This window comes from Corynebacterium sp. HMSC036E10, from assembly GCF_001836265.1.
Classification (GTDB): domain Bacteria; phylum Actinomycetota; class Actinomycetes; order Mycobacteriales; family Mycobacteriaceae; genus Corynebacterium; species Corynebacterium coyleae.
Genome location: NZ_KV827977.1, coordinates 467,698 through 478,502, shown reverse-complemented (window position 1 = coordinate 478,502; position 10,805 = coordinate 467,698). Strand labels below are relative to the sequence as shown.

General features: G+C 62.6%; 11 protein-coding genes. 5 read left to right on the top strand and 6 right to left on the bottom strand.

What is annotated here, in order from left to right:
• Positions 1-120 (bottom strand): biotin/lipoyl-containing protein (locus HMPREF2736_RS06185; protein WP_141741381.1); only part of this gene is annotated, 120 nt, incomplete at its 3' end.
• Positions 121-240: 120 nt separating this feature from the next.
• Here HMPREF2736_RS06185 and HMPREF2736_RS06180 point away from each other — a divergent pair.
• A complete protein-coding gene (locus HMPREF2736_RS06180; protein WP_070422376.1) occupies positions 241-636 on the top strand; it encodes an oxidoreductase in 396 nt (131 codons plus the stop codon).
• A gap of 200 nt (positions 637-836) precedes the next feature.
• Here HMPREF2736_RS06180 and HMPREF2736_RS06175 read toward each other — a convergent pair whose 3' ends face one another.
• Positions 837-2,321, bottom strand: a complete 1,485-nt coding sequence (locus HMPREF2736_RS06175) for a leucyl aminopeptidase (RefSeq protein ID WP_070484026.1) — start codon at positions 2,319-2,321, stop codon at positions 837-839.
• 72 nt (positions 2,322-2,393) lie between these two features.
• Here HMPREF2736_RS06175 and HMPREF2736_RS06170 point away from each other — a divergent pair, with 72 nt between their 5' ends.
• Positions 2,394-3,500 carry a branched-chain amino acid aminotransferase gene (locus tag HMPREF2736_RS06170; RefSeq protein ID WP_070422159.1) on the top strand — a complete coding sequence of 369 codons (1,107 nt, stop codon included), beginning with the start codon at positions 2,394-2,396 and terminating at the stop codon, positions 3,498-3,500.
• Here the strand turns inward: HMPREF2736_RS06170 and HMPREF2736_RS06165 are convergent.
• Positions 3,497-4,483, bottom strand: a complete 987-nt coding sequence (locus tag HMPREF2736_RS06165) for a nicotinate-nucleotide--dimethylbenzimidazole phosphoribosyltransferase (RefSeq protein WP_070829121.1) — start codon at positions 4,481-4,483, stop codon at positions 3,497-3,499. The genes HMPREF2736_RS06170 and HMPREF2736_RS06165 overlap by 4 nt on opposite strands.
• A 3-nt stretch (positions 4,484-4,486) precedes the next feature.
• Positions 4,487-5,197: a DUF3043 domain-containing protein gene (locus HMPREF2736_RS06160; RefSeq protein ID WP_070829119.1), complete on the bottom strand. Its 711-nt coding sequence runs from the start codon at positions 5,195-5,197 to the stop codon at positions 4,487-4,489.
• Between the two features lie 137 nt (positions 5,198-5,334).
• On the opposite strand from HMPREF2736_RS06160, the gene HMPREF2736_RS06155 reads away from it, so the two are divergent.
• The gene (locus HMPREF2736_RS06155) at positions 5,335-5,679 is read left to right on the top strand and encodes a HesB/IscA family protein (RefSeq protein ID WP_070450850.1); all 345 of its coding nucleotides are present in this window, start codon (positions 5,335-5,337) and stop codon (positions 5,677-5,679) included.
• Positions 5,680-5,735: 56 nt separating this feature from the next.
• Here HMPREF2736_RS06155 and HMPREF2736_RS12655 read toward each other — a convergent pair whose 3' ends face one another.
• Together HMPREF2736_RS12655 and asnB are read right to left on the bottom strand one after the other, a co-directional pair.
• A complete protein-coding gene (locus HMPREF2736_RS12655; RefSeq protein WP_083322990.1) occupies positions 5,736-6,686 on the bottom strand; it encodes a S41 family peptidase in 951 nt (316 codons plus the stop codon).
• Between the two features lie 6 nt (positions 6,687-6,692).
• On the bottom strand, positions 6,693-8,615 hold the full coding sequence (asnB, locus tag HMPREF2736_RS06145) for an asparagine synthase (glutamine-hydrolyzing) (RefSeq protein WP_070829117.1): 1,923 nt from the start codon (positions 8,613-8,615) through the stop codon (positions 6,693-6,695).
• A 405-nt stretch (positions 8,616-9,020) separates the two neighbouring features.
• On the opposite strand from asnB, the gene HMPREF2736_RS06140 reads away from it, so the two are divergent.
• Both HMPREF2736_RS06140 and HMPREF2736_RS06135 read left to right on the top strand, forming a co-directional pair.
• Entirely contained in the window at positions 9,021-10,115 is a 1,095-nt protein-coding gene (locus tag HMPREF2736_RS06140; RefSeq protein ID WP_070422165.1) for an aa3-type cytochrome oxidase subunit II, read from the top strand.
• Between the two features lie 18 nt (positions 10,116-10,133).
• Positions 10,134-10,565: an aa3-type cytochrome oxidase subunit IV gene (locus HMPREF2736_RS06135; RefSeq protein ID WP_070422166.1), complete on the top strand. Its 432-nt coding sequence runs from the start codon at positions 10,134-10,136 to the stop codon at positions 10,563-10,565.
• The last annotated feature ends 240 nt before the right edge of the window (positions 10,566-10,805 follow it).

Below are 10,805 nucleotides of genomic sequence, written 5' to 3'. Positions count from 1 at the left end.
GGAGACCTCGAGCAGCGGCTCGTCGACCTCAACCGTGTCGCCGACTTCCTTCAGCCACGTCGTGATCGTGCCTTCGGTGACTGACTCGCCCAGCTCGGGCATCTCAACAGAGTGCGCCATGTTTAAAGTCTCCTCATTGAAACGTTGGAAGCTATACGGCACAAAGCGTACCTGCATCCACACACGTTCGTTGCCCAAGGGGTGACCTAATTGCTTAGACAGGCCCGTATGATGTGGGGCGTGTTCAACCTGTTCGGCAAAGGCAAGAAGTCCACGACGTTCAAACCGCCACGGGCACCGGGCGAGACAATCCGCCCCGACGACGCACAATACTTGCGCGATTGGGTCGCCGGCCGCACGTTCGTGGAAGGCTTTGTCGAGCCAGAAACCATGGTCAACGAGATGTCCGTCGTTCTTGTCGACGAGCACGGCAACTACACCCGACGCCGCATCGGCGGGCCCAAAGGCATCGACGCCGTCTCCGACATGTTGGGCATTCTGCTCTACGACGTCGAAGAGACCGGCTACCCCGACCGTATGCGCAAGAAAATGGAGCAAGAACGCATTCTGCGCAAGCGCGAGGAACAAAAAGAGCGCCGCGCCCGGTTCGAGCGCGGCGAAAACCCGTACAGCTAGACGGCTGGTGCCCCCCGCCCGGCCCATACGGCTAAACGGCACATCAAAGACGGTACATTTCACCGAAAAATAGCGAAATGTACCGTGTACGGTGTGCCGTTTAGGTGGGGAGGCCTAGCAGAACTATGCAGCGGCATAGTCCTGTCGGCTCGAGAGCGGGGGACTATGCAGCGGCATAGTGGCCGTATTGCCTCAAACGCCTACTTCGCAGCCAGGCGGTTGAGCGCCTCGAGGATTGTGCGGACCGGGGCGCCGGTTGCGCGCTTCGGGGTGTAGCCCCAGGCGCCGCCGCCGTTCCAGGCCGGACCGGCGATGTCGATGTGAGCCCACTCGACGTTCTCCGGCACGAAGCGGGAGAGGTAGAGGCCGGCGAAGAGCATGCCGCCGGTGCGGGCGTTGTGGGTGTTGCGGATGTCAGCGATGGGGGACTTCAGCTCGTCTTCCTGCTCCTCGAGAAGCGGCATAGCCCAAGCCTGCTCACCGACGGCACGGCCTGTCTCGGCGATGAGGTCGCGCAGGTCGTCGGACCCCATCACGCCGGAGGTGCGGTTGCCCAGGGCGACCAGCTGTGCGCCGGTGAGGGTTGCGGTTTCGATGAGGTAATCGGGGTTGTCCTCGCAGGCGCGGGCGATGGCGTCGGCAAGGACGAGGCGGCCTTCGGCGTCGGTGTTGATGACCTCGCTGGTGATGCCGCCGTAGTGGGTGATCACGTCGCCCGGGCGGGTGGCGGTGCCGGATGGCATGTTCTCGGCCAGGGGCAGCCAGGCGTCGATACGCACTGGCAGCTCAAGGCGGGCGGCAGCGGCGATGACGCCGAGCTGTGCTGCGGAGCCGCCCATGTCGGAGATCATGTCCTCCATGCCGGAGCCCGGCTTCAGCGAGATGCCACCAGTGTCGAAGGTGATGCCCTTGCCCACAAGCGCGACCTTCTTCGTCGCCCCGGACGGCGCCCACGTCAGGTGGACCAGGCGCGGGGTACGTGCGGAGCCGCGACCGACGGAGAGGATGCCGCCGAAGCCTTGATCTTCAAGCGCCTTGTCGTCGAGCACCTCGATGTCCAGGCCGGCCGCCGAAGCAACCTCGCCCATGACAGCGGCGTAGGACTCGGGGTAGAGGAAGTTTGACGGGGTGTTGACCAGGTCGCGGGCCAGGTTGACCGACTCGGCGACGATGACGGCCTGCTCGAACGCCTTCTCGTCTGCGCCGACCACGGTGACTTCGGTGGTCTGGGGGAGTTCGGCGTCGGTGTTGTCGTCGTCAAGCGTGTTGGCGGTGGACTTCAGACCGTTGTAAACGTAGCCGCCGAGCAGGAGGCCCTCGACGACCGGCTGGACGCCGAACTCGGCGGAGATAGCTGCCTTTTCCACCCCATTGAGGGTGCGGGTGGCGGCGCCGACGGCGCGGCGCACGGCTTCGTCGTCAATGTCGTTCGCGTCGCCGAGGCCGTACGCGATGACCAGCGTGCCGTCGACGACAACGCGGGTGACCTCGTTAGCCGTACCCTTCGCGCCGACCGCAACGAGGGCTTCAAGCAGGCCCTTCGGGGCAAGTTGGGTGACAGGAAGCTCGACTCCGTCATTGCCCTGCGCGACCGGAACCAGCAGCACAGCGCCCTCCGGGGCAGCAGATCCGGCTACCGCGCGCACCGTCGTACCGCGGGCAGGAAGTGTGACATCGAACGACATAAACAACACCTTTCTGACAATTGAACAGGATTGCCTCCCGAGGGTACATAGCCACGGAGTAACGTGGGCCACATGTCTAACCTCGAATTCGCAGTTACCCCGTCAGACCACCCCGCAACCGATGCTGAGCGTGAAAAGATCCTCGCTAACCCGGCGTTCGGCCAGGAGTTCACCGACCACATGGTTTCCATCGACTGGACCGAAGACAAAGGCTGGCACAACGCCCAGGTGCGCGCGTACGAACCGATCGCGCTCGACCCGGCCGCCAACGTCTTCCACTACGGCCAGGCGATCTTCGAGGGCCTGAAGGCGTACCGCCACACCGATGGGCGCATCACCGCGTTCCGTCCGGAGCAAAACGCTGAGCGTATGCGCAGCTCCGCGCGTCGTATGGCAATGCCGGAACTGCCGGATGAGGACTTCTTGGAGGCCGTGCGCCAGTTGGTCACCATCGACCAGAAGTGGGTACCTGAAGCTGGCGGCGAGGCGTCGCTGTACCTGCGTCCATTCATGATCGGCACGGAGAAGACCCTGGGTGTGAAGCCGTCCTCGTCGTACTCCTTCTACATCATCGCCTCCCCGGCAGGCGCCTACTTCAAGGGTGGCGTCAAGCCGGTCAGCGTGTGGATCTCCGAAGACTACGTCCGTGCAGCACCGGGTGGCACCGGCGATGCGAAGTTCGCCGGCAACTACGCGGCGTCCCTGCTTGCGCAGCAGCAGGCTGCGGACAAGGGCTGCGACCAGGTTGTGTGGCTCGACGCGATCGAGCGCAAGTACATCGAGGAAATGGGCGGCATGAACCTCATGTTCGTCGAAGGCTCCGGCAAGGACGCGAAGATCATCACCCCGTCCCTGTCCGGTTCGCTCCTGCCGGGCATTACGCGTAAGTCGCTGCTGCAGGTCGCAGAAGACTTGGGTTACACCAGCGAGGAGCGCAAGATCACCGTCGAGCAGTGGCGTGCTGGTGCCGAGGACGGCACCATCTCCGAGACCATGGCGTGCGGCACCGCAGCTGTGATCACCCCGGTTGGCCGCGTGCTCAGCAACGAGGGCGAGTTCACGGTGAATAACAACGAGGCCGGCGAGATCACCCTGGCAATGCGCGAGCGTCTGCGCGGCATCCAGACCGGCGAGGTCGAGGACACCCACGGTTGGAACCTCACGCTCGTCGAGGGCTAGTCGCTTATCGACGATCCCCCGGCGAGCACCTCGCCAACCATCTCCGCCGCCAGGTTTAACTGCGGCAACGCGGCCAGGGCCCCAGCGCCCTGGCCCGTTTTCATATCCAGGTGTTGCAACGGTCGAAGCCCGAGCGCTTCGAAGCAGCCAGCCTGCGCCGGCTCGTTCGCCTCCTGCGCTGCCATGAGCCAGTCTTTGGTGTCGGGTGCGAGGCGTTCGGCGACGTATGCGGCGACGGCGGGGTAGACGCCGTCGATAAGCAACGGCGTGCGGCGCGCGGCGGCCTGGGCGATGAAGCCGACCAGGCAGGCGAAATCCGGGCCGGTGAGTTCCGCGCAGACACGTTCGGTGTCGTCGCGGAATCTGCGCACGCGGAACATCGCGTCGCGAATAGCGGCGACCTTGATCTTCCAGACCTCATCGTTGATGCCGGAGCCACGCCCGATCGCCTTTGCGGGCTCAGTGCGCGTAAACGTGCCGTACACCGCCGCGGCGACGGTGGTGTTGCCAACGCCGATGTCTCCGGGGATCAGCAGGTCAGCACCGCCGTCGATTTCACTATCGGCGATCTCTGCACCCGCAGCCAACGCCGCATCCCACACGTCTTGCGACACGGCGGGTTCCACGTCGATGGCGCCGGTGGGGGTGTCCAGGTAGTCGTCGATAAGCCTGATGCTCGCTCCCGCAACCCGCGCCGTCGTGGAGGCAGGGCCGACACCGGCGCGCAGCTGCTCAACCTGAGCGGCGCCGGCATCCGATGTCCACGCCGACAAACCTCGCGTAGCAATGCCGTGATTGCCAGCGACGATCACGGCACGCGGGCGCAGAAACGGTGTGGGCACGTCACGGCCTTGTACGGAGGCAACCCACGCACCGATCGCCCCCAGCCTTCCAAGGGCAACGCCACTCGTGCCACCTGCCAACGCATCCGCCACCGCACGGGCATGCGCGCGTTTCGGCGGCTCAACCGGGGGAAACTGCATGGGCTATACCTTCGCGCCCAACGCCACCCGTGGCTTGGGGGAGCGCCAGTTACGCGGCTGAGTAGCGCGGGAGAACGCGTACATACCCAGGCTGAAACCAGTGTTCGCCTCTGGGAACTTTGCACGGACCGCACGGTTGGCGCGGATGCCGATGATGATGCCCTCGATGAAGATGGTGACGATAAACAACAGGCTCACCAAAGACAATGCCGCCGCGACGCGAGGCAGCCACGTGCCGATCAACATCACGATTAGCAGCACCAGCGCCATCGGCATGACGTAGTTGTTGAAGAAGCGCTGCGAGTCCACCCAGTCACGGATGAAGCGACGCTCCTCGCCCTTGTCGCGCTCCATGAGGTAGCGCTCGTCGCCCGAGTCGATCTTGGCCTGCATCTCGCGGTTGCGGGCCCGATTCTCCTCGCGCACCTCCTTCTTGTGCGCCTTCCACTCCTCTTTGGTCATGGACTTCTTCAGCTCTTTTTCGCGCTGACGGATCTGGGCCGGGGTAGCTGCATTCGGATCGCGCACGACACCGCGCTTGATTTCCTGATCAATGCGCTTCGGTGTCGGCTTGCCCTTCGGAGGGGTGTAGCCCTTCGGAAGTTTCGGCTCTGCGGGCGTATCTGCCGCGGGCGTGGTGTCGGTCTGAGGCAGTTCGGCCTTGGTCGAACCAGCCTTATCTGTCTGCTCGGATTTTTCCCAGGGTAGTTTCACGCCACCTAGGCTACAAGGCCACCGCGACATTCCTGTAACCAGTGGGAATAGATTGCGGGGGAGAACCGTTACACCGGCTATGAAGGGGCGCGCGTAGCATGGGCGCCACTCGAACGCGTAGCACGAAGGAGTACCCAATGACTGCACCTACTTCCGCAACTGGCGTGAACCTCACCGAGGCAGCGGCGGCGAAGGCGAAGGCCCTGCTTGATCAGGAGGGCCGCAACGACCTGTCCCTGCGCATCGCTGTTCAGCCTGGTGGCTGCGCTGGTCTGCGCTACCAGCTCTACTTCGACGACCGCGACCTGGACGGCGACAAGGCCGATGAGGTTGGTGGCGTGCGTCTTGTCGTGGACAAGATGAGCGTGCCGTACCTCACGGGTGCGACGATCGATTTCGCGGACACCATCGAGCAGCAGGGCTTCACCATCGATAACCCGAACGCAGGTTCCGCCTGCGCTTGTGGCGACAGCTTCAACTAAGCCGCTACTTAACGACGAAAGCTCCGCACCACCGACGGTGCGGAGCTTTTCGCGCCTTAGCTGCAGCCGTGTTCCTCGGCGAGCCACCGTTTGGCGGCGGGAAGTGCCTCGCTCAGACGGGCATCCACGTCTGGCGGGACGGACACGTACTCGAATGTCTCGCCGGTGCGGGCGACGAAATACCCGTCGGTGATGACAAGCGCGGAGCCGTCGGGGAAGTCGAAGATGGCGTTCGAGGAGGCGAGCCCGCTAGTGGGGGCGCCGAAGCTTTGCGAACGCTCAAGTCCGCGAAACGCCATCATCGCAAGCTCTCCCGCGGACGCGGTAGCCCCGTCCACAAGCACGGCTACGGGCGCGTCCCACTTGCCGGCGATGTTGTTTTCAACTTCCAGCGGTTCCCGGTCGAAGGTACTGTCCCACCAAATCACCGGGCCTTCCGGTAGGAGAGGGGACAGTCCCTGCATCATCGGGCTCGGGTCGCCGCCGTAGTTGCCCCGTAGATCCACAATGGCGCCGCATGCGCCACCGTCGCGGGCGTCGGCAAGGCCGCCCGCCAGCGCCTCCGCGTAGGATTTTCCGTCCATGTTCCGGCTGATCGCCGGGACGGTCGCGAGGGCGATCCCGCCGTCGCGAATCACCTCAGGCTGCGCTGGGGCGGCGGGGGAGGCGTCCCGGCTGGCTTCCGCACCCGGGCGCAACAGCCCGGAGTGCCTGCCGCCGGCTGCGCGCGCCGCCTCGTGGATCAGCGGGTAGAGCTCCTCGCGGCTGGATGCACCTTTTGCAGCGTCCTCAGCGGCTGCTCGCGCCGCGGCGTAGCGCTCCGTATCCGCGTAGACGCCATTGTCGGTCAGCTCGAGGGCCGTCTTGGCGTAGCGCGCGGGGGTGTCGGTGCCGAAAAATCGGGCCTGGCCGTCGAGTTTCGCCGTGTACGTCGGGCCCCACACGTACGCCACAGCAAGGACGGCGATGAGCACCACCGCCGTAACCGCCGCGAGGATCTTCCGCATGATGGCCTAGAGCTCGACCGGGTAATCCTTGTGCTCGATCTGGGGATCGATGCGCTTCTCCACGAAGATGCCGTGCCAAACCATGAACGCCAGCACCGTCCAGAGACGACGCGAGTGGTCGGACACACCATCGCGGTGCTCCTTGAGCATCTCCAGGACCTGGTCCTTGGCAAAGATGTCGTCGGTCTGCGACTCGCGGATCGTGTCCTGCGCCCAACCAAAGAGTTCGTCGCCGGCCAGCCAGTGGCGCATCGGCACCGGGAAGCCCAACTTCTTGCGGTGCAGCACGTGCGCCGGAACGATCTGCTCCATTGCTTTGCGCAGCGCGTACTTCGTGGTGCCGTTGGCAATCTTCTGGTCGTACGGGATCGTCTGCGCGACCTCGAAAACTTCCTTGTCCAGGAACGGAACGCGCAGCTCCAGGGAGTTCGCCATGTTCATCTTGTCGGCCTTGACCAGAATGTCGCCGCGCATCCAGGTGAACAGGTCCAGGTTCTGCATACGTGCCACCGGATCCATCTCGGTCGACGTTGCATAAATCGGTGCGGTGACCTCGCGGTGGTCCCACTCGCGCTTCGCCCACGGTAGGACGCGCTGGAGCTGCTCAAAGTTAAACGAGCGCGCATTGCCGTAGTAACGGTCCTCCATCGGGGTAGTGCCGCGCTCAAGCAGGCTCTTGCCCTTCATGCCCTCCGGCAACACGCGGCTGAGGCGGTTCAGCCCCTTGTTCAGTGCGCTCGGCAGTTTCTCAAACGGCGCGAGCGACAGTGGTTCCTTGTAGATGGTGTACCCACCGAACAGCTCATCCGCGCCCTCACCGGACAGCACAACCTTGACGTGCTTTCGGGCTTCCTGTGCCACGAAGAACAGTGGCACCAGGGAAGGGTCAGCCACCGGATCGTCGAGGTACCACATGATCTTCGGAATCGCGTCGGCGTACTCCTCCGGGGAGACAATCTTCACGATGTGCTCCACACCAATCGCCGCAGCAGACTCTGCAGCGACGTCCACCTCGGAATAGCCCTCCCGCTCAAAACCAGTGGTGAAGGTCAACAGGTTCGGATTGTGACGCTTCGCCAGCGCCGCGATCGCCGTGGAGTCGATTCCGCCAGACAAGAAGGAACCAACCGTCACGTCAGCGCGCATATGCTTTTCGACGGAATCCTCCAACGCCCGGGCAATCCTGTCGTACAGGTCCTGCTCCTTGCCCTTTGGCACAGGCTGGGAATTGAAGTGTGGCTTGAAGTAGCGGTCCGAGTGGACCTCGCCACCAGGCTTGATAGTCACGGTGCAGCCCGACTCCACGCGACGGATCTCGCGGTGCAGGCTCTCCGGCTCCGGGACGTATTGCAGATCCACGTAGTGCTCGATTGCACGGCGATCAAGGTCGAGGCCTAGACCCATCTCGTCTGCCATCTCCAGGATGGACTTCTTTTCGGAGGCGAAAACGGTGCCCTTGTCGGTCGTCGCATAGAACAGTGGCTTGATGCCAAACTGGTCGCGCGCTGCGAACATCGTCTTGGTCTCGGTGTCCCAAATAGCGAAGGCGAACATGCCGCGCAGATGCTCAACCACGTTGGCGCCCCAGTGGTGGAAACCGACCACGATCGGTTCGCCATCACCTGCGGTGTTGAAGGTGTATCCGGCCTTGGTGAGTTCCTCGCGCAACTCCACGTAGTTGTAAATCTCGCCGTTAAACGTCAGGGCGTAACGTTCGGGGTTTTCTGCCGGCCCCCAGCGCAGTGGCTGGTGGGAGTGCTCGATGTCGATGATCGCCAGGCGGTTAAAGCCGAAAACAGCGTCATCGTCGTTCCATGTTCCCGCAGCGTCAGGGCCGCGGTGATACATGCAGGAAAGCGAGCGACCGACCGCGTCGGTAAACACTGGGGCATCGCCGCGGGCAGTCAACAGTGCAACAAGACCGCACATCGTTGTGAAACCTCTCCTATATATAAGGTGCGCCGCCTCGAACCGTGCGGCACCGTCATGACGCATTCCACAATAGGGTTTTCAACGGCGAACTCGTGAACCGAACGCGTCGCGGAGTGTCCACCTTTTGCGGTGCCCCATAAGGGGGCCAACTAATGGTTGAGGGGTCAAAGCGAAGATTTCGACTGATCTTCGCAACGCCTTGCTTATGAACTTAATGCCCAGCACTGCGGGTTAATTTGCGGGGGAGAGGTGGTTTTGTTCGGAGGGGCGATCGTCGAAAAGCGTGAGGCTCGACAAGATTCCGTAGCGACGATCTGTTTGAACTATTCTGGCTCCGTAGGAATGTTCTGCCATCGGCATGTGCATTCGATGGTTCTAGTGTGGACAGGAAGGCAAACACACGTGGAAAAGGAAGTTAAGCGCGGATTCGCCAAGAAGGCTGCCGTCGCCGGTTCGCTGCTCCTCGGAAGCTTTGCGCTGACGGGCTGTGATGTAGCTCCGCCGGAGTCAGTCGCGCGCATCCTCGACATGGGCTGGCCGGACCCGGTCACCCCTGAAGGTACCCAGATGTACAACTTCTGGGTTTGGGTCTGGGTAGCAGCCTGGACAATCGGCATCATTATGTGGGGTCTGTTCCTCTGGTCCATCGTTCGGTGGAACCACAAGGCCCGCGAAAAGCAGGGTGCCGGCGAGTTCCCGAAGCAGCTGCAGTACAACGTGCCGCTCGAGCTCGGTCTGACGATCCTCCCGATCGTCATCGTTATGGTCCTGTTCTTCTTCACGGTTCAGGCACAGACCCGCACGACCGCCCTGGATAAGGATCCGAAGGTTACCGTTGACGTCACCGGCTACCAGTGGAACTGGAAGTTCGGCTACGCAGAGGTCGCAGGCGATCTGACTGCAGACGGTCGCGACTACGACGGTCTTGACGCTGAGCGCCAGGCTCTTGCAGAGGCAACGAAGTACGACGACGAGGACATGCACAACGCGAACCCGATCCACGGCACCTCGATGGGCGACCTGTCCTACCTCAACTTCAACGAGATCGAGACCGTTGGCTCCACCGAGGAAGTTCCGGTCCTGGTTCTGCCGACCGACACCCCGATCGCGTTCCGTCTCGCATCTGGCGACGTGAACCACGCATTCTGGGTTCCGGAGTTCCTCTTCAAGCGCGACGTCTACGCGCACCCGGAGTCGAACCAGCAGCAGCGTGAGTTCCAGATTGAGCGCATCGACAAGGAAGGTGCATTCGTCGGCCGCTGTGCTGAGATGTGCGGTACCTACCACGCAATGATGAACTTCGAGATCCGTGCAGTCACGCCCGAGAAGTTCCAGCAGTACATCGAATTCCGTCGCCAGAACCCGGAGGCACCGAACTCCGAGGCACTGCGCTCCATCGGTGAAGCACCGTACGCAACCAGCACCCGTCCGTTTGTGTCCGAGCGCGAGGGTTCTCGTGACGGCGTCAACACTGTCGATCCGAACGCGACCGTTTAAGAAAGAGAGAACGTAGCCATGGGAACCGGTTCAAAAGTTTTCTACGCCATTGGCACATTTCTTGCCCTGATGGCAGTGTTCTACATCCTCGCAACGGCGTGGATCGGCGAAGATGCATACCTCTTCGGTGTTGAGTGGATCGGCGCAGTGGGCCTCGTGCTTGCTACCGCACTCTGCTTCATGCTCGGCGGTTACCTCCACATTGCGGAGTCCCGCTCTGACGTCCTCCCGGAAGACTGGGAAGAGGCAGAGATTGAAGACGGCGCTGGCGTGCTGGGCTTCTTCTCGCCGGGCTCGATCTGGCCGTTTACGATGTCTGCATCGATTCTGTTCCTCGGTCTCGGCATTGCCTTCTGGCAGTTCTGGCTGATCGCCTTTGGTGCGGTCATGCTGATCTGGGCTACCGCCCAGCTGAACCTGCAGTACGGCATTCCGCGCGAGAAGCACTAGCGCAGAAAGAGTGGGTCGCGGCCTTCCCGGCCCACGACAATGCCCCTTCCGGGTTATCGGAAGGGGCATTTTTGTTGTTAAAGAGATTTCAATCAATCGAAAGTTTAGGCACGAAGCGGGGGTGTGCCACAATGTGATGTCGGGCACACTTGGGAACTATCTGGAACTCCAGTCCGACTCCTATTTGCTCGAGTAATTGGGGGAACTATCCTGCGGGGAAGCCGGCGACTTTGGGTGGCG

Coding starts and splice junctions, on each gene's coding strand:
- HMPREF2736_RS06175 (WP_070484026.1), bottom strand. CDS start 2,321: ATGTCGTTCGATGTCACACTTCCTGCCCGCGGTACGACGGTGCGCGCG.
- HMPREF2736_RS06170 (WP_070422159.1), top strand. CDS start 2,394: ATGTCTAACCTCGAATTCGCAGTTACCCCGTCAGACCACCCCGCAACC.
- HMPREF2736_RS06165 (WP_070829121.1), bottom strand. CDS start 4,483: ATGCAGTTTCCCCCGGTTGAGCCGCCGAAACGCGCGCATGCCCGTGCG.
- HMPREF2736_RS06155 (WP_070450850.1), top strand. CDS start 5,335: ATGACTGCACCTACTTCCGCAACTGGCGTGAACCTCACCGAGGCAGCG.
- HMPREF2736_RS12655 (WP_083322990.1), bottom strand. CDS start 6,686: ATGCGGAAGATCCTCGCGGCGGTTACGGCGGTGGTGCTCATCGCCGTC.
- asnB (WP_070829117.1), bottom strand. CDS start 8,615: ATGTGCGGTCTTGTTGCACTGTTGACTGCCCGCGGCGATGCCCCAGTG.
- HMPREF2736_RS06135 (WP_070422166.1), top strand. CDS start 10,134: ATGGGAACCGGTTCAAAAGTTTTCTACGCCATTGGCACATTTCTTGCC.